The 18,302-nt window shown below is 71.6% G+C and carries 13 protein-coding genes; 9 read left to right on the forward strand and 4 right to left on the reverse strand.

Annotation, left to right across the window (positions count from 1 at the left end; genetic code table 11):
* Positions 1-65: 65 nt before the first annotated feature.
* From BMW85_RS34325 to BMW85_RS34340, 4 genes are all read right to left on the reverse strand, one after another.
* A complete protein-coding gene (locus tag BMW85_RS34325) occupies positions 66-2,027 on the reverse strand; it encodes an acetoacetate--CoA ligase (RefSeq protein ID WP_091089946.1) in 1,962 nt (653 codons plus the stop codon).
* A 59-nt stretch (positions 2,028-2,086) separates the two neighbouring features.
* Complete coding sequence (locus tag BMW85_RS34330; RefSeq protein WP_091089948.1) at positions 2,087-2,944, reverse strand: serine hydrolase; 858 nt, start codon at positions 2,942-2,944, stop codon at positions 2,087-2,089.
* Positions 2,941-3,858 (reverse strand): LysR family transcriptional regulator, encoded by a 918-nt coding sequence (locus BMW85_RS34335; RefSeq protein ID WP_091089951.1) that lies wholly within the window; start codon positions 3,856-3,858, stop codon positions 2,941-2,943. Before BMW85_RS34335 ends, BMW85_RS34330 begins: the two co-directional genes overlap by 4 nt.
* Before the next feature lie 82 nt (positions 3,859-3,940).
* A complete protein-coding gene (locus tag BMW85_RS34340) occupies positions 3,941-4,942 on the reverse strand; it encodes an MBL fold metallo-hydrolase (RefSeq protein WP_091089952.1) in 1,002 nt (333 codons plus the stop codon).
* Positions 4,943-5,153: 211 nt separating this feature from the next.
* Here BMW85_RS34340 and BMW85_RS34345 point away from each other — a divergent pair, with 211 nt between their 5' ends.
* The 9 genes from BMW85_RS34345 to BMW85_RS34385 all read left to right on the forward strand — a co-directional run bounded on the left by BMW85_RS34345 (position 5,154) and on the right by BMW85_RS34385 (position 18,300).
* Entirely contained in the window at positions 5,154-6,464 is a 1,311-nt protein-coding gene (locus BMW85_RS34345; protein ID WP_177241028.1) for a Rieske 2Fe-2S domain-containing protein, read from the forward strand.
* Positions 6,461-8,710, forward strand: coding sequence for a CoA transferase (locus BMW85_RS48775; RefSeq protein WP_177241029.1), 2,250 nt, complete (start codon positions 6,461-6,463; stop codon positions 8,708-8,710). The genes BMW85_RS34345 and BMW85_RS48775 overlap by 4 nt, the downstream gene beginning before the upstream one ends.
* Positions 8,711-8,752: 42 nt before the next feature.
* Positions 8,753-9,586 carry an enoyl-CoA hydratase/isomerase family protein gene (locus tag BMW85_RS34360; protein ID WP_091089957.1) on the forward strand — a complete coding sequence of 278 codons (834 nt, stop codon included), beginning with the start codon at positions 8,753-8,755 and terminating at the stop codon, positions 9,584-9,586.
* 45 nt (positions 9,587-9,631) lie between these two features.
* Positions 9,632-11,827, forward strand: coding sequence for a CaiB/BaiF CoA-transferase family protein (locus BMW85_RS34365; RefSeq protein ID WP_177241030.1), 2,196 nt, complete (start codon positions 9,632-9,634; stop codon positions 11,825-11,827).
* A gap of 51 nt (positions 11,828-11,878) precedes the next feature.
* Positions 11,879-13,063, forward strand: coding sequence for an acyl-CoA dehydrogenase family protein (locus BMW85_RS34370; RefSeq protein ID WP_091089961.1), 1,185 nt, complete (start codon positions 11,879-11,881; stop codon positions 13,061-13,063).
* 238 nt (positions 13,064-13,301) lie between these two features.
* The gene (locus BMW85_RS34375; protein WP_177241031.1) at positions 13,302-14,738 is read left to right on the forward strand and encodes an aldehyde dehydrogenase family protein; all 1,437 of its coding nucleotides are present in this window, start codon (positions 13,302-13,304) and stop codon (positions 14,736-14,738) included.
* A 350-nt stretch (positions 14,739-15,088) separates the two neighbouring features.
* Positions 15,089-15,286 (forward strand): hypothetical protein, encoded by a 198-nt coding sequence (locus BMW85_RS48780; RefSeq protein ID WP_143082505.1) that lies wholly within the window; start codon positions 15,089-15,091, stop codon positions 15,284-15,286.
* 111 nt (positions 15,287-15,397) lie between these two features.
* Positions 15,398-17,524: an acetate--CoA ligase family protein gene (locus tag BMW85_RS34380; protein WP_218156058.1), complete on the forward strand. Its 2,127-nt coding sequence runs from the start codon at positions 15,398-15,400 to the stop codon at positions 17,522-17,524.
* Positions 17,521-18,300: a citryl-CoA lyase gene (locus tag BMW85_RS34385; RefSeq protein WP_091089968.1), complete on the forward strand. Its 780-nt coding sequence runs from the start codon at positions 17,521-17,523 to the stop codon at positions 18,298-18,300. Before BMW85_RS34380 ends, BMW85_RS34385 begins: the two co-directional genes overlap by 4 nt.
* The last annotated feature ends 2 nt before the right edge of the window (positions 18,301-18,302 follow it).

The raw sequence follows: 18,302 nt of genomic DNA on the forward strand, positions 1-18,302 counted from the left end.
TAAGCGGTGCCAGGACGGTATTTCAGCGGATGGCGGCGCGTCAATAGTGGATCAACGAGAGCAGATCAGGGCTGGAAGTGCCGCAGCACCTCCGGGTTCGCCATCGCGTCCAGGTTGGCCGCCCGCTCCACCGGGGTGCCCAGCAGGATCTTGCGCACCGGCACCTCCAGCTTCTTGCCCGACAGCGTGCGCGGGATGCCGGGGACGACCCGGATCTCGTTCGGCACGTGGCGCGGCGACAGCTCCTGACGCAGCGCGCCGCAGAGCGCCCGCTCCAGCTCCGGGGTCAGCTCGGCGTTCTCGGCGAGCGTCACGTACAGCAGCAGCCGGCCCTCCTGGCCGAGCTGTCCCGTGTCGATCACCAGGCTGTCGGCGACCTCCTCGAACCGCTCGACCACCCGGTAGAACTCGCTGGTCCCCATCCGTACGCCGCCGCGGTTGAGCGTGGAGTCGGAGCGGCCGTAGATGACGCAGCTCCCGTCCTCGTTGACCTTGATCCAGTCGCCGTGCCGCCACACGCCGGGGTAGACGTCGAAGTAGCTCTCGGTGTAGCGCTCGCCGGCGGGGTCGTTCCAGAACATCACCGGCATCGACGGCATGGGCTGCGTGATCACCAGCTCGCCCACCTCGCCCACCACCGGCTTGCCCGCCGGGTCGTACGCCTCCACCTTCGCCCCCAGCGACCGGCACGGGATGATGCCCGCCCGGATCGGGTGCAGCAGGGTCGCCCCGACGAAGCCGGTGCACACGTCCGTGCCGCCGGAGAACGACCCGACCGGCACCCCCGGCAGCGCGCCGGCCACCCACGCGAACCCCTCGGGCGGCAGCGGCGAGCCCGTGGAGCCCACCCCGCGCAGCCGCTCCAGCCCCTCGGGCTCGATCCCGGCCTTGAGCGAGGCCATGATGTACGGCGCCCCGGTGCCGAAGTAGGTCACCCCCTCGGAGGCGGCGATCCGCCACAGCGCGGCGGGGGAGGGATGGGTGGCCGCGCCGTCGTACAGGACGGCCGTGGCCCCCACCAGCAGGGCGCCGACGAGGTAGTTCCACATCATCCAGCCCGTGGTGGTGTACCAGAAGAACACCTCGCCCTCGCCCAGGTCCTGGTGGAAGGAGAGCGACTTCAGGTGCTCCAGGACGATGCCGCCGTGGCCGTGCACGATCGGCTTGGGCAGCCCGGTCGTGCCGCTGGAGTAGAGGATCCACAGGGGATGGTCGAACGGCACCCGCTCGAACTCCAGCGGCGCGCTCTCCGCCCGCAGCCCCTCCCAGCCGATCACCTCGCCGTGCGGCAGCTCAAGGGTGTGCGGGGGCGTGGGCTCGGCCCGCTGCGGCGCCCGGCCGTCGCCGGCGGCGGCCAGGTAGGGGATCCAGACGGTGGCCCGCAGCGAGGGCAGCGCGGCGGCGATCTCGTTGACCGCGGCCGAGCGGTCGAAGCTCTTGCCGTTGTAGTGGTAGCCGTCGACCGCGATGAGCACCTTGGGCTCGATCTGCTTGAACCGGTCGACCACGCTCGGCACCCCGAAGTCGGGGGAGCCGGCCGACCAGATCGCCCCGAGCGAGGCGGTGGCGAGGAAGGCGATGAGGGCCTGCGGGATGTTCGGCAGGTAGCCGGCCACCCGGTCGCCCCGCCGCACGCCCAGCCGGACCAGCCCGGCCCGCACCCGCGCCACCTCCTCGCGCAGCTCGGCGAAGGTCAGCTCCTGGCGGGCGCCGTCCTCGGAGACGAAGATGACGGCGGTGCCGTCGTCGCGGCGCAGCGCGTTCTCGGCGTAGTTGAGCGTGGCGCCCTCGAACCAGCGGGCGGCGGGCATCGCGCCGGACAGCACCGGCCCGTCGCCGCGCTCGCCGACCACCTCGAAGTAGTCCCAGATCGAGGTCCAGAACGCGGCCGGGTCCTCGACCGACCAGCGCCACACGCTCTCGTAGTCCTCGCCCGTCCTGCCCAGCCACTCCAGGTAGCGGGTCAGCCTCGCCCGCGCGACCACCTCTTCGCCCGGCTCCCAGAGAAGCTCGCCCTCAACAACCATGTGCCCCATCCTGTCGCCCGTTCCATGGAGAGTCCTACCTCTACCCCCCACATAACTAGCTACCGCCTTAGGTGGTCCACCGCCATACGGGCGGCGGTGCCGATCACCGCGTCCGCACGTGGCTGGTTGAGCGCGGTGGAGAAGGAGCGGGTGAAGACCGCGACCGCGTACCGGCCGCCGTCGGGGTACTCGACCACGCCGGACTCGGTGCGCAGCGTGGGCAGCGTGCCGGTCTTGCCGCTGACGGCCACGTCGTCGTACGGGAAGCCGGAGGCCAGCCGGTGCGGCCACACCTGCGCGTTGAGCACGCCGCGCATCCACGCGCAGGACGCCGCCGAGGCGATCTCGTCGCGCCAGATCAGCCCGAACAGCCGGGTCAGCTCCCGCGGGCTGCCCGCATTGCCCCATGAGGGGTCGAACGCCCGCATCCGGGACACCTCGTCCGGATCCATGTACGGCCACCCGTGCCCGGTGTCGGCCGCCATGCTCCGGTCGATCTCCCTGCTGCTCCGCCGCACCCGCGTCACGCTCAGCCCGTACGCCTCCAGCGTGGCGTTGACCGCCTCCCGGCCGACCCGCCGCAGCAGCTCGTCGGCCGAGGCGTTGTCGCTCACCGCGATCATCAGGTAGGCCAGGTCACGCAGCGACATCGTCACGTCGTCGAGCATCGCCGAGACCCCGGTCGGCCCCGACGACCGGTCGCCGGCCGGCACCGTCACCCGCTCGGCCGGATCGAGCAGCCCGGCGTCGGCCTGCCGGCAGAGCTCCACCAGCAGCGGCACCTTGAACATCGACGCCACCGGCAGCGGCTCGTCGGCCCCGTGCCCGATCTCCCGCCCGGTGTCGACGTCGGCGGCGTGCAGCCAGCCGGTGACCCCCGCCACCCGGAACAGCGCCTCGAAGTCGGGCCCGCTCATGCGAGCATCCCCGGCCTGCGGCTGACCCGCCGCGTTGGCACCGCGCCCTCGTCGGTCATTCCGGCGCACTCCTTCAACGTCCGTACGGCGACGGCCGAGAAATCGCCGGCCGCGGCCGTCTCGCCGCGCCAGGCCGTGGAGACCCGGGACGCGATCGGCGAGCCTAGCAGCGGCCGCCACGCCAGCCCCGGCGCCTCCACCTCCGGCCCGAACGCGACCGCCGCGCCCGCCAGCACCAGCCCGAGTCCTGCGCCCTGGTGCACCTGCGGCGGCACGTACCCGTGGCGGCGGCAGGCCGCCAGCACCTCGGCGTGCAGGCCGGGCTCGCCCTCCTTCGGCGGCATCAGCAGCTCCCGCCCGGCGAGGTCGGCCAGGTGCACCTCGCCGACCCCGGTCAGCGGATCGCCGTCGGGCAGCAGCACGCCCTGGACCTGCACCAGGATCTCGCCGAAGCGCAGGCCGGGCGCGGAGACCGGGTGCCGGACCAGGCCGACGTCAATCGTGCCCTCGGCGAGCGCCGTCACCTGGTCGGCGGTCCAGATCTCGGCGGGCGCGAGCCGCACTTCCGGATGGGTCTCGCGGAAGCGGGCGACCAGGGCCGCGATCACCGTGGCGGCCAGGTCGGGCGGGACGCCCACCCTGAGCACCGCCCCCCGGCCCTGCCGGGCCAGCTCGTGCAGCCGGTCGGCGCGGGCCACGATCTCGCGGGCCTCGCCGAGCAGCAGCCGGCCCGTCTCGGTGAGGCGTACCTGGCGGGCCGAGCGGTCGAACAGGCGGGCGCCGAGCTCCTCCTCCAGGCGTTTGATGCGCTGGCTGAGCGGCGGCTGGGCCATGCCGAGCCGGATCGCGGCGTTACCGAAGTGGAGTTCCTCGGCGACCGCGATGAAGTAGCGAAGATGCCGGACGAGGTCCACGAACAGGCACTATATCCAGATTCGTCATCTCCGCCGTCCCATATCAAAAGGGACTCCGCCCCGACGGTGGTGGGCGCAACGGTCAGGGCGAGTAGACCCAGATGCCGTTCTCGTCCTGCATATGGGCGCGCCCCTGGGCGCAGAGCACGTCCAGGTGAGCCAGCGTCTCCGTCACCGCCAGCATCTGGTTGAACGGGTCGAGTTCGGCCAGCCGCCGTTCCCGTCGGGTCCAGCGCAGCGCGCGGGCGATCTCGTATCCCGTCGCGGCGCCCGCCCGTACGGCCTGCTCGGTCTGCGCCAGCCGGCGCTCGTGGTGGGCGAGCAGCTCCGTCGCGCGTACGTGCACGCTCCCGCCGGCCGGGCCGTGGGCGGGCAGCAGCAGCCGGTCGGGTTCATCGAGCACCAGCGCCAGCGACGACAGGTAGTCCGCGAGGGGAGTCCGCCGGGTGACGGCCTCGAAACCGATGGACGGGGTGATGTGCGGGAGGACGTGGTCGCCGGTGAACATCAGCCGGGCCTCGTCGTCGACGAAGACGACGTGCCCGAGCGTGTGGCCCGGGGTCGCCCGTACGCGCAGGGTTCTTCCGTCGAGCGGGACCGTCTGCCCGTCGTCGAGCCAGTGGTCCGGCTCTTCGTAGTCGTGCTTGTCGACGGGCTTCGGCTTGAGCCGGTCCAGGAGCTCGACCACGATGCCCGCCCCGCCGGCGTACAGGAGGGGCCGCTGCTCCTGGAAGGGGCGGCGAGGTCGGCTCACCGACTCGATGCTCGCTCGTTCGCCCTCGCCCAACGACACCGACAGCCCCGCGCGCCGTCGCAGGTCGACCGCCATGGTGTAGTGGTCCCGGTGGTGGTGGGTCACCAGGCAGCGGTCGAAGTCCCGCACCGCCAGCCCCAGGGAGGCCAGCGCGGTGTCCAGGGCGTCGCGGGCGGCGTCGGTCCTCCATCCGCCGTCGATCAGGGTGTTGGTGCGGCGGCCGGTGACGGCGTAGACGTTCACCGCCCTCAGGCCGTCGTCGGGCAGGGGCAGCGGGATGCGGTGAACCCCGGGTGCCACCTCTTCCTGGCCGGGCGCGGTCCAGTCCACATTGCCTCCTCGACGCCACCGCCAGGATCACCCCTGAGGGCGAATGTTCTTTGCGAGATTTCGTATAGTTATACGGAGTATCGTGGCTGTGGTCAACGCTCACGTGGGCATCCGTGCGGGCGCGATCAAGTGGGCCACTCTTGTCCGGTAGGTCGATATGCCGTAGGTTTTGCCGAAATACCGGAAGCGTGGGATGTGCGAAAGGGGCCCCATGAACCCGATCGAGCAGAAGAAGTTGCTCATGGACGTCTCGCCCGGATCGCCCATGCACGACCTGATGCGCCGGTTCTGGTGGCCCGTATGCCTGACGCGTGACGTCGCCGAGCCGGACGGCGATCCGACGCGGCTCCGGGTGCTCGGGAACGACTACGTCGTCTTCCGCGACTCCCAGGGCCGTCTCGGGATCCTCGACGAGCTCTGCACGCACCGGAGCGCCTCGCTGTGCCTGGGCCGCAACGAGGAGGGCGGCCTGCGGTGCCTGTACCACGGGTGGAAGTTCGCGGTCGACGGCACCGTCCTCGACACGCCCAATGTCCGGGACGACCGGTTCAAGCAGCGCGTACGCCAGCCCGCCTACGGAGTGCGCGAGGCGGGCGGCATCGTGTGGGGGTACTTCGGGCCACCGGAGGCCGAGCCCCCGCTGCCGCACCACCCGTTCTTCGACCTCCCCGAGGACAACGTCGTCGTCGAGCTCGTCGTCGCGTCGGCGAACTACACCCGCGTGGTCGAGGGCCTGCTCGACTCCTCGCACACCGGTGTCCTGCACCAGGACGCGCTGAAGAAGCTCGACAGCAGCAGCGGTCCCGCGCCGACGCTCGGCGGCCGGACCCGAGCGTCCACGGGCGCCGTCCTCGCCAAGAACCTCGCGCCCGACATCGAGGTGCAGGAGGCCGACTTCGGCCTGCGTTACGCGGCGATCCGCACCGTCAGGAACGAGGACGGCACCGAGTCACGCGCGGCCCGGATCACCAGCTACGCCTTCCCGACGACGATCTTCGTTCCGCCGGACCACCTCATGCAGATCACGCTGCCCGTCGACAACGACCGGTCACACTTTTTCATGATCTTCTGGGATCCCACGCGGCAGATCGGCGTCGGAGCGGCCCGCGACGAGCTGCGGGCCTACTACGGCATCGACGACATCGGCATGGACACGTGGGGACTCGGCCGCGAGTTCCACGACCTGCCCGGCCGGCCCCGCAAGGAGAACAACTGGGGCCAGGACCGGGAGGCGATGCGGAACGGGAGCTTCACGGGGATGCATCGGTTCATCCCCGAAGACTTCGGGGTGGCCGCGTCGATGGGCCCGATGGACCGCTTCCCGATCGAGCACCTGGTTCCCGCCGACCTCGCGATCGCGCGATTCCGCCGCCGGCTCATCGACAACGCGCAGCGCGTGGCCAGGGGGGAGGAGCCGCTCGGCCTGAACTACACGCAGCAGCCCCGAGGGGACTACCTCGTACTCGAGGAAGGCAGGTCGTGGAAGGACCACTTCGCGGAGGCAGACCGGAGCGGGGTGTGACCGTCGCCGCACGACGCCCCCTGCCCATCTCCCGGCTCCGGATCCTGGACGCGGGCAACGGGCTGCCGACGGCCGCCGCGGCGCGGCTGTTCCACGATTCCGGTGCGACCGTGCTCCGCGTCCGTCGCCCCGGACCCGATCCCTTCGCCGAGCTCTACCCGGCCCAGCCCTTGTGGGCCCGCGACTGGGCGGAGGTCGACCCCTCGGACGTGCCCGGCCTCCTGGACTCGATCGACGTCCTGCTCGTCGGCGGTGAGGACCACCCCGAGGCGGGTACGGCGCCGCACCTCGGCGAACCGGACGTCCAGGAGCTGACCACCCGTCATCCACGGCTGGTCGTCGTCGAGGTCGGCGGCTACGTGCCCGGCACGGCGGACCCCACCCCGGCCACCGACCTGCTGGTGCAGGCTCGCACCGGTTTCGTCTTCGAGCAGTTCGGCGACAGGCCGACCCAGGTGGCGTTCGCCCCGCCGCTGTACGGCGCCGCGCTGCTCGCGACCATCGGCGCCTGGGCCGCGCTGCACCAGCGCCGTCGCAGCGGGCGCGGACAGCGGGTGCGGGTGAGTCTGCAGCAGGGGCTGGCGTTGTTCTGGCCGCACCTGTGGCTCACCGCCGAGCGACCCGACGCGGCGTTCGACGCGGTCCCGCCGCGTGACGTCAAACACCTCGTCTTCCGATGCGCGGACGGCGGCTTCGTCCAGATCGTGCTGGGTGTGCCCCAGGCGGTGGCCAAGGTGCATCGCGTGCTCGGCATTCCGGGGCCCGTCGACCCCGACGACCGCGGCGTTCCCAGCCTGGCCCGGGGCGCCGAGAACTACTTCGCCGACCGCGAGGTGCTCGGCCGCCACATCGCCAGGTTCCCCCGGGACGAGCTCGTGGAGGCCTTCGCCGCGGTCGGCATCGCGGCCGAGCCGGTGCTGGCGCCGGGGGAGTGCCTGGACGATCCCCAGGTGCGGGCGGCCGGTCTGGTCGCCTCCGGCCCGGACGGGCATCGGTATCCGGCTGGCCCCGTCGGCCTCACGACCGTCGCCTCCGGAACCGCGAAGGAGCCTTCCGGCACCGTCATGTCCTGCGTGCCTGGTGACGACGCGCCGCCGCTGGCCGGGATCCGCATCCTCGACCTGGGGAACTGGGTGGCCGGGCCGTTCGCGTCCAAGCTGCTGGCGGACCTGGGCGCGGACGTGATCAAGATCGAGCCGCCGAGCGGGCTGTCGAACCTGACGGGGCTGCGCAACACGCTGACCTCGAACCGGGGCAAACGCAGCATCGTCGTCGACATCAAGACGACGGAGGGCCGCGAGCTCGTACGGCGCCTGGCCACGACGGCCGACGCCGTGCACCACAACTTCCGGCTCGGCGTCGCCGAGCGCCTGGGGGTGGACGCCGCCGCGCTGCGGCAGGGCAGGCCCGACCTGGCGTATCTCCACACCACCGCGTACGGCGCGACGGGCCCGCGGGCGGACCGCAGCGGGTTCGACATGGTGATGCAGGCGTTGTGCGGGCACGAGGTGCGCGCGGGCGGGGAGGGCGAGGAGCCGCTCTGGTACCGCTCCCCGTTCGTCGACTACTGCACCGGGGCGCTCGGCGCGATCGGGCTGCTCGCGGCGCTGTACGAGCGGGCCGAGACCGGGGCGGCGGTGGACGTGCACACGAGCCTGCTCGGCGCGGCGATGTTCCTGCGCGGCGAGCTGGTCCGCCGGCCGGACGGATCGGTCGCCGGCGCGGCGGTGCTCGCCGCCGACCGGTGCGGTTTCCATCCCGCGCGGTCGCTGTACCGGGCCGCTGACGGATGGATCGCCGTCGATGCCCGCGGTGAGCGGATGAGCGCGGCCCTGGCGGCCGCGCTGGGCCTCGGCGATCTCGGCCCCAGCGCGGGCTGGGGTCCCGGCGAGCACCGCGCCCTCGGCGCCGCGATCGGCGGGCGGACCTGCGACGAGGTGCTGAGCACGCTGGCCGCCGCGGGCGTGTGGGCGACCCGCTGCGCGGGCGACGCCCTCGCCGCGATGCTCGCGGACGAGCCGGCCCGCCGTGCCCACCTGGTCATCAGCACCCCGGACCGGCGGTTCGGCCGGGTGACCGGCTGCTTCGGCCCGCTCATCGGCTTCTCCGACTGGGCCCCCGACCCGGCGGCCTTCCGCCCCGCCCCCCTGTCCGGGGAGCACACGCGTGAGGTGCTCGCCGAGGCCGGCTTCTCCGACGACGAGCGCACCCGCCTGGAGCGCGATCGGGTCGTGCTGAGCCTGTGACGCTTCTGTCCATGACATCTGACGATTGAGGATGAAAACGGTATGACCGCTTACAAGACCATCGAGTTCACCACGGACGGCCGCCTGGCCTACCTGAAGCTGAACCGGCCCGAGCGGCTCAACGCGCTCAGCGACACGCTGGAGTCCGAGATCCGCACCGCGCTGCTGGAGTTCGATCTCGACGACGACCTCTGGGTGCTGATCATCCACGGTGAGGGCAGGGCCTTCTGCGCCGGCCTCGACGTCAAGGAGCACAGCTCGTTCTCCTTCGGCGACGATGACGAGACCAGGCGGGCGAAGGCCCTGGAAGCGGTGCGCGACGGCCACGTCGGCGGCGCCCAGCACCTCCGCGGCACCGGCGGCGAGGGGTGGCTCGGCCGCACCGCCAACTACAAGCCGGTGATCGCGGCCGTGCACGGGTACGTCCTCGGCGGCGGCGCGCACCTGGCCGCCGAGTGCGACCTCATCGTGGCGGCCGAGGACGCCGAGTTCGCCATCAGCGAGACCACCACGGGCATGTCCGGCTCACGGACCTGGGCCAAGATCAAGACCTTCATGCCGTCCAAGATGGCCTCGGAGATGCTCATCACCGGCCGCCGGATCAAGGCCGGGGAGCTCCACCGGCTCGGCCTGATCAACCGGCTGGTTCCCGCCGGCGAACACCTCAAGGCGGCCGAGGAGCTGGCCCGCGAGGTGCTCAAGGCCCCGCCGCTGGCCACCCGCGACGCCGTACGCGTCACCCGCAAGCAGTGGGTCCCGCTCGCGACCACGCTCGACGAGCAGATGCAGCTGTCCCGGCTCGACCTGACCGAGGACTTCCGCGAGGCCGGCCGAGCCTTCGCCGAGAAGCGCGCGCCGCAGTTCAAGGCCCGCTGAGAGCCCGCGAGCGACATCGGAATGAGCATCGAGGAGAGACCCGTCATGACGACCCCGCGGCCGGCTCACGACCTGCGCGTCGTCGACCTCGGCACGGGCATGGCCGCGGCGCTGCTGAGCACCCTGCTCGCCGACGGCGGCGCGGTCGTGCACCGCGTCGCCCCGCCCGGCGACGAGGTCTTCGACGAGATCTACCCCGCCCACCGGGGCTGGCGGTCCGTGACCGTGCCGGCCGAAGCCGGCGATCTCGACGAGCTGCTGGAGCGGGCGGACGTGTGCCTGGTCGGCGGCGAGGACCATCCCGCGGTCGCCACCCGGCGGGACGCCCAGGCACTCGCCGCCCGGCACCCGGGGCTCGTCGTCGTGCACCTGACGGGATACGTGGACGGGTACGCCCCGGAGGCGCCGGCCGTCGACCTGCTCGTGCAGGCCCGCACCGGGCTGGCCGCCGAGCAGTACAGCGACCGGCCGATGTACTTCGCCGTGCCCTTCCCCACGTACGGGCAGGCCGTCCTGGGCGCGCTCGGCGCCTGGGCGGCGCTGCTGGACCGCGTGGACACCGGGCGCGGCCAGGTCGTCACGGCGTCGCTGCAGCAGGGCGCGGCGATGTTCATGATGCCGTTCTGGATGAGGGCCGAGCGCCCCGACGACGAGTTCCACAAGGTCACGCCGAAGGACGTCCAGCACCTGACCTTCCAGTGCGCCGACGGGACCTACGTGCAGTTCGTCATGGGGGTTCCCGCCGCGGTCGCCAAGCTGTACCGCATCCTCGGCATCGACGAGCCGGTCGACCCCGAGGACCGCGGCATCCCCCGCATCGGCGCCTCGCCTGACACCTACTTCGGCAACCGTCCCCTGATCGCGCCGGCCGTGGCCCGGATGAACCGCGACGACATCCTGGCCGCCGCCGCCGAGGTCGGGCTTCCCGCGGCCCCGGTGCTCGAACTCGGCGAGTTCTGGGACGACGAGCAGCTCGCCGCGAACCGCCTGCTGGTCGACCGGGCGGGAGCGACCGGTGTCGGCAACGTGATCGGCCTCTCGGGGACGGCTCCCGTTCCCGAGGCCGGGCCCCATGAGCGGACCGGCGGGGCGCCGCTGGCCGGCATCACGGTCCTCGACTTCGGGTCCTACGTCGCGGGCCCCTTCGCCAGCCGGCTGCTCGCCGACCTGGGGGCCTCGGTCGTCAAGGTCGAGTCCCTCACCGGCGACCCGAACCGCGGGTTGCAGCGGCACTTCCTCGCCGCGCACGTGGGCAAGCGCGCCCTCGCCGTCGACGCGAAGTCGCCGGCAGGTGCGGAGGTGCTCAGGCGGCTGCTCAGCGGCGCGGACGTCGTCATGCACAACTTCCGCCCGAAGGCGGCCGAGCGGCTGGGCGTCGATCCCACGTCGGTGCGGGCGGTCAAGCCCGACGCGGTGACGCTGCAGAGCCTGGCGTTCGGGCCGAGCGGTCCCCGCGCCGACGCTCCCGGCTTCGACATGGTCATCCAGGCGTTGATCGGCCTGCTGCGCCGCGCCGGCGGGCCCGCCGCGCCGCCGCTCTGGATCAGGACGCCCTACCTCGACTACGCCGGCGGGGCACTCGGCGCGGTCGCCGTGCTCATGTCCCTGTACGAGCGCCGTACGGCGGGCCGGGTCGGCGACCGGTGGCTCAGCCTGCTGAACGCCGGGATGTTCCTGCTGTCCGACCTGCGACGGGCGGCCGACGGCACCATGCGGGGAGCGCCCCCGCTGGACGCGGCCCGGCAGGGCGTCCATCCCGGTGAACGGTTCTACCGGACCGGCGACGGCTGGATCGCGGTGGCCGCGCGCACCGAAGAGGCCGCGAACGCGATGTGGCGCGTCCTGCTCCCGGAGGAGGAACCGCCGCCGCGCGCCGATTGGGACGACGCCGTCGCCGCGCGCTTCGACGAGCGGGCGTCCCGCTGGAGGAGCGAGGAACTCCTGGCCGCCCTCGCCGGGGCCGGCGTCTGGGCGGAGCTCTGCCGCACCGACGGCCTCGCCGAGCTGCTGGACAACCCGGCATCGACCGCCGCGCACGTGCTGGTGGACCGTGCGGACGACCGGTACGGCCGGCTGACCGGTTGCCTCGGCCCGCTGGTCAACTTCTCCCGCACCGAGATCCCGGTGCACGACCGGCCCGGTGCGCCGGGCTTCGGCGCGCACACCGGGCAGATCCTCGCCGAGCTCGGCTACACCGAGGCCGAGGTCGAGGAGCTGCTGCGGGACGGCGTCGTTCGATGAAACCACGTGAACTGTCCGGCCTGATCCGGACGACTTGTGAGGAGCTCTGCCGTGACCGCTGACTTCGGACTGTTCGACCGCCCGCAGGTCGCATCCGAGCTGGCCTACTACTCGCCGTTCAGCGAGGAGGAGGAGATGTACCGGCAGACCGTCCGGGCGTTCCTCGACAAGGAGATCGAGCCGGCCTTCCATGAGCTGGGGACCGACAGCGAGTCGCGCCACGCGGCGTGGCGGGCGGCGGGCCGGGCCGGCATCCTCGGCGCCGCGATCCCCGAGGAGTACGGCGGGCCGGGCGGCACCCCGATCGCCAACGTCATCCTGTCCTACGAGATCGCCCGGTCGCACTGCTACGGCACGGTCGGCAGCCTGTTCTGCACCGACATGGCCACCGGTGCCCTGTTGGACGGCGGTTCGCCGGAGCTGATCCACCAGTGGGCGCCGCAGATCCTGTCCGGTGAGGCCATCCAGGCGATGGCCATCACCGAACCGGACGCCGGCAGCGACGTGCTGGCCATGCGCGCCTTCGCCGAACGGGACGGCGACGACTACGTGCTGTCAGGTCACAAGACCTTCATCACCAACGGTGACATCGCCGACATCCTCTACGTGGTGGCCAAGACCTCGAAGGAGCGGCGCGGCCGGAGCCTCACGCTCTTCCTGGTGGACCCGTCGATGGCCGGGGTGACCCGCCGCAAGCTGAAGACGACGGGATTCCCGTCAGGGAACACCGCCGAGCTGCACTTCGACCGTGTCCGCGTCCCCGCGTCCAACGTGCTCGGCGGCGAGGGCGGCGCGATGCGGATCATGATGAGCTCGCTGGCGTACGACCGGCTGCAGATCGGATTCCGCGCGCTCGGCCAGGCGGAGCTGGCCTTCCAGATGACGCTTGACTACGTCAAGCAGCGTGAGGTGTTCCAGCGCCCCCTGTTCGACTACCAGAACACCCAGTTCGCGCTGGCGACCATGAAGAGCGAGATCGAGGTCGGCCGGGCTTACCTGCACGAGATGGTGCGCAAGGTCCGCAGCGGGGTCGCCACCGCCACCGAGGGCTCGATCGGCAAGCTCTGGCTCTGCGAGATGTCCAACCGGGTCGTCGACGGCTGCGTGCAGTTGTTCGGGGCCATGGGCTTCAGTGACGAGACGCCGATCTCGCGCGTCTACACGTCCAACCGGGTGCTGCGGATCTACGCCGGAACGTCCGAGATCATGAAGCAGACCATCGCCAGGGACCTCTGAGGCGATCCGAGGGAACCGGCGCGAAGTTTCGTGAATTCATGCGGAAAATCGTTGCTGTTGGTCGATGTTCGAAGTCCGTGAGGGGCCTGTCCCTCTCCGGGCACTCTTGCTGGGAACCACGGTGTGCCGTAGGGTACGACGAAATAGCGGCGTGCGACGCGGAAGCCCGCAAACGGTTCTCAGGGCTTGGCCCTCATGTGGAAGTTGTCGGGTGTTAGGGAGTAGCCAAGTGAACCCGGTGAACATAGACCTAGTCACTCCTGTGAAGCTGTCGGCCGACGGGGTCGTCAACGTGTACAACCCGGCATGCACCGATGAGGTGGTCGGCACGATCCCGAGGATGGCGGCCGGAGATGTGGACGCGGTCGTCCGTGCGGCCGGCGACGCGCAGCGCGGGTGGGCGGCGCTGTCGCCGGCGCGCCGCTTCGAACTGATCGTCGGTGCCGTGACCTCACTGGACATCACGGACGCCGACCGCCTGCTCACCCGTGAGCACGGCAAGGTGCTCGCCGACTCCACGCGGGAGCTGAAGTATCTCGACTACCCGGTGAAGTTCCTCGAGGAGCACCTGGCCTGGCTCGCCGAGGGTGACGACCTGGGCGACTCGGGCACGCACCGCACGCGGGTCTACCGCGACCCCTTCGGGGTGATCGGCATCCTCACGCCGTGGAACGTTCCGATCGGCATGGGCGTCATCACCGTCGCCCCGGCGCTGCTGGCGGGCAACTCGGTGGTCGCCCACGTGCCGGTGACCGCACCGCTGACGGTCATGAAGCTCTTCGGGCAGCTCGCGGCCGCGCTTCCGCCCGGCGTGCTGTCGCTGATCTCCTCGCCCGACACGAAGGTGGCCCAGGCGCTGGTGGAACATCCGCTGGTGCGCCACGTCCACTTCACCGGAAGCCCGGCCGTCGGCGCGCTCGTGGCCCAGGAGGCGGCGCCGGCGAACACCACGATCACCCTTGAGCTCGGCGGCAACGACCCGGCGGTCGTGCTCGACGACGCTCTGGCCGATCCGTCGATCTATCAGCGCCTGGTCGCGGCCGCGTTCCCCTTCGGGGGGCAGGCGTGCATCGCGCTGAAGCGGCTGTACGTCCCGGCGGCACGCGTCGGCGAGGTGGCCGAGGGGCTGGGGGCGGTGCTCGCCCCCACCGTCGTCGGCGACGGGCTCCGGCCCGAGGTGACCATGGGCCCGCTGCACACCGCGGCCATCCGGACCCGGGTGTCACGCCTGATCGAGGAGGCTCGGGCGGCGGGTGCCCGGGTGGACGAGTACGGCACCCTTGACGCCGACCCGGAAAAGGGTCACTTCCTCCTTCCCGTGATCGTGTCCGGCGTGACCGGCGCGTCCTCGGTGGTACGCGAGGAGCAGTTCGGGCCCGTCCTTCCTGTGATCGGGTACGAGTCGCTGGACGAGGCGGTCGCCATGGCCAACGACTCCGAGTTCGGCCTGGGCAGTTCGGTGTGGTCGAGTGACGTGGACCGCGCGGTCGCGCTGGCTCGCCGGATCGAGGCGGGCATGACGTGGATCAACGCCCATGGCGGTGGCGGGATCGACGGCCGGGCGCCGTGGGGTGGCGTGAAGCAGAGCAGCGTGGGCCGTGGTGGCGCCAACCGGGCCGGGCTGGAGGGCTTCACGGAGGCCCACGTGGTCACCGTCCCCAGCGCGTCGCGCTGAGAGGCGGAGCCGAGACCGCGGCCACCTGCGATCGGGACCTGACATCGCCGGCGGAACCGGTCGAAGCAGGCCGCGGATGACTCGTGGGCGGTCATCGAGCCACTGCTGTCCGAGAGACGGCGACGTCCTGCCGACCGGGACGGATGGCTCGATGACCGCCCTTGTCGCGTTCGGGCGACCAGACGGGGCGAGAATCCGTCGCACCTCTCCAGACTAATAACGGTATTTCGTGTAATATCGCGACATGCCGGAGAATCATCTCCTCTTGGGTTGTGGATGCCTGTCGAGGTCTGATCCCGGGCCGTCGTCGGCCCAACACCCCTGGCTCTGGATGTCGAGGTGAAGTTCCCATGACCGACCGCACCCCGTTCCGCGACCCTTCGAGCGGCCCCACTCCGCCGCTGGCGACCAGTTGTGAACACTGTCTGACCGTCACGTGGGCGGGACGGCCGGCGTGCTCGTGTGAGTTCGGGCTGCGCGCGACGGATGAGGAGCTGACCTGGCGGCTCCGCCTCGGCGTTCCGGAGTCCGGCGGAGCGGCCGACTGAGGGCGGCTCCTGCTCGCCATTGCCACAGACCACGATATCTCGTAGCATTTAACGAAATAACACGATTTGGAGGCGAGGCGTCGCATGGGTTCACCCAGCAAGAAGGCGACTGTGGCTCCGGGCCCATCGGACTTGTCCCGGCTCGTGGACCCCGAGTCCGTAGCGATCATCGGAGCGTCGGACCGGCCGGGCAGCCTCGGCGCCCGTACCGTCGCCAACCTGCTCGACCACTCGGACTTCACCGGCAGGCCCTACCTCGTCAGCCGCACGAAGAAGACCATCCACGGCCTGCCCTGCCACACGAGCGTGCTGGAGTTGCCCGAGACGCCGGAGGTGGCCCTGCTGGTCGTGCCGGCCGCGCAGGCGCTCACCGTGCTGAACGAGTGCGCCGAGAAGGGGGTCCGCTTCGCCATCGTCTTCACCTCCGGCTTCGGCGAGATGGGCGAGGAGGGCAAGCGGGCCGAGGCGGAGATGGCCCGCATCGGCAGGGAAGCCGGCATGCGCATCTACGGCCCCAACTCACCGGGCCTGTGCAACCTCAACAAGCGCATCGGCTTCATGTTCTCCCCGTCCTTCCACCTCGACCAGCGTCCCGGGCCCATCGGGCTGGCCACGCAGGGCGGCGGCATCGGCCGGTGCTTCCTGCAGGCCATGGAGCGCGGCGTCGGCGTCGGCCTGTGGGCGTCCACGGGCAACGAGGTCGACCTGACGGTGGCCGACTTCGTCCGCTACTACGCCGACGCCGACGACATCAGCGTGATCGCGACCACGATGGAAGGGATCAAGAACGGTCCCGCCTTCGCCGACGCCGCGCTGTACGCCGCCGAACGCGGCAAGCCCGTCATCGCGCTGAAGGTCGGCCGGTCCGACTACGGCGCCAGGGCCGTCGCCTCCCACACCGGTTCGCTGTCCGGCGCCGCCGAGGTCAACAGCGCGGTCTTCCGGCAGGTGGGGATCGTCGAGGTCGACGACATGGACGAGCTCATCGACACGGCCGCGCTCTTCACCCGCAAACGGCCCACCGGCCGCGAGAAGGTCGCGGTGTACGGCTTCTCGGGCGGCGGGTGCGCCATGACCGCCGACGCCATCGGCAGTGCCGGGCTCGAACTGGCCGAGTTCTCGGAGAAGACGCTCACGCGGCTGGGGGAGACCCTCCCGGACTACGCCGCGGTGGCAAACCCGGTCGACGCCACGTCGGACATCCTCTCCCGGCCCGAGATCGGCCACGAGAGCCTTCGCGCGGTCGCCGACGACCCCGACGTGGGCGTCGTCCTGTACCCGTTCCCCTGTGACTACGAGGAACTGACCGGGCAGATCGGCGCGTCGATCGCCGCCGTCCAGGGTGAGACCGAAACGCCGATCCTGACCGTGTGGATGAGCGACCGGCTCGGCGCCGGCTACACCGAGCTCGTCGAAGGCGGGCTGGTGCCGGTGCGCAGCGTCCGCAACGGCACCAAGGCGCTGCAGCGATGGATCGAGCGCGGCCGGTGGAACCTCGACACCGGCTGGCGCCCGATCGGCACCGCCGCGCCCGGCGGTGAGGAGTCCGGCGGTGAGCGCGTGACCCACACCGAGCCCGAGGCCAAGGAGCTGCTCGCCCGTCACGGCGTGGCCGTCCCCGGCTCCGGCGTCGCCCGCACCGCCGACGAGGCCGTGGCCGTCGCCGAGCGCGTCGGCTACCCCGTCGTGCTCAAGGTGGTCAGCGCGCGGATCACGCACAAGACCGATGTCGGTGGTGTCGCCGTCGGCCTCGCCGACGCCGGCCAGGTCCGCGCCGGCCTGGAGCGGATCCGTGAGTCGGTCACGGCCGCGCGCCCGGACGTGCCGTTCGACGGCGTGCTGGTGGAGGCCATGGCCCCGGCCGGAATCGACGTGCTCGTGGGAGTCTCCAGGGACCCCGTGTTCGGTCCGGTCATGACCTTCGGCCTGGGCGGAGTCCTCGTGGAGCTGTTCCAGGACGTCGCGCGCCGCCTGCTGCCGCTGACGCCGGAGCAGGCGCGGGCACTCGTCGAGGAGCCGCGCTGCGCGGCCCTGCTGCGTGGAGTGCGCGGGGGCGCCGCCTCCGACGTGGACGCCCTGGTCGATCTGCTTGTCGGAGTGTCCCGTTTCGTCGAGGTGAACGGCGGCGCGGTGGAGGAGCTCGAACTGAACCCGGTCCGGGTCCTGCCCGCCGGTCGGGGCGTCGTCGCCCTGGACGCCGTGCTGGTCACGTCCGGGCCGCTGGAGGGAGCGAAGTGATCAAGACTGAGATCGGCCAGACGACGCCGGACCGCATCACGGTCCGGGGCCACGACCTGGCGAACGAGCTGATCGGGCAGATCGACTTCGTCGACATGCTCCTGCTCGTCACCATCGGGCGGCGGTGCCAGGGCAACGAGAAGGACATGCTCAACACCATCCTGGTGACCGTCACCGACCACGGCCTCACGCCGAGCGCGCTCGCCGCGCGGTTGACGTTCCTGGGTGCTCCCGAGGCGCCGCAGGCCGCGGTGGCGGCCGGCCTGCTCGGCGCGGGCAGCGTCTTCCTCGGAGCCATGCAGAACGCGGCCGTGATGCTGCGCGAGGCGGGCCGGGACCTCACCGAGGAGAGCTCCGACGACGAGGTCGCGAAGGTGGCGATGACGTTCGTCAAGGAGCGCCGGGCCGCGCGCCTGCCTCTGTACGGCCTGGGTCACAACATCCACGTCGACGGCGACCCGCGCATCCCGGCGCTGCGCGCGGTGTCGGAGCGGAACGGCTACTTCGGCCGCTACTGGCGGCTGCTGCTGGCCGTGGACGACGCGACCCGTGACGTCTACTCCCGCAGGCTGCCCGCCAACACCGCCGGAGCGGTCGGCGCGATGGTCCTGAGCATGGACCTGCCGCTGCATCTCGCGCGTGGGCTGGCCCTCGTCGGCAGGTGCGCGGGACTGCTCGGGCACCTCATCGAGGACGAGCAGTCCCCGATCGGACAGGAGCTGTGGGATCTCGTGCTGCGGCAGGACGAAAGGAACGCGTTGCCGGGCGACCGGTGACG

The organism is Nonomuraea wenchangensis (assembly GCF_900111685.1).
GTDB lineage: Bacteria > Actinomycetota > Actinomycetes > Streptosporangiales > Streptosporangiaceae > Nonomuraea > Nonomuraea wenchangensis.

Bases quoted from the DNA above. Each gene is read 5' to 3' on its own strand.
- BMW85_RS34325 (WP_091089946.1), bottom strand. From the start codon at position 2,027: ATGGTTGTTGAGGGCGAGCTTCTCTGGGAGCCGGGCGAAGAGGTGGTC.
- BMW85_RS34330 (WP_091089948.1), bottom strand. From the start codon at position 2,944: ATGAGCGGGCCCGACTTCGAGGCGCTGTTCCGGGTGGCGGGGGTCACC.
- BMW85_RS34345 (WP_177241028.1), top strand. From the start codon at position 5,154: ATGAACCCGATCGAGCAGAAGAAGTTGCTCATGGACGTCTCGCCCGGA.
- BMW85_RS34360 (WP_091089957.1), top strand. From the start codon at position 8,753: ATGACCGCTTACAAGACCATCGAGTTCACCACGGACGGCCGCCTGGCC.
- BMW85_RS34365 (WP_177241030.1), top strand. From the start codon at position 9,632: ATGACGACCCCGCGGCCGGCTCACGACCTGCGCGTCGTCGACCTCGGC.
- BMW85_RS48780 (WP_143082505.1), top strand. From the start codon at position 15,089: ATGACCGACCGCACCCCGTTCCGCGACCCTTCGAGCGGCCCCACTCCG.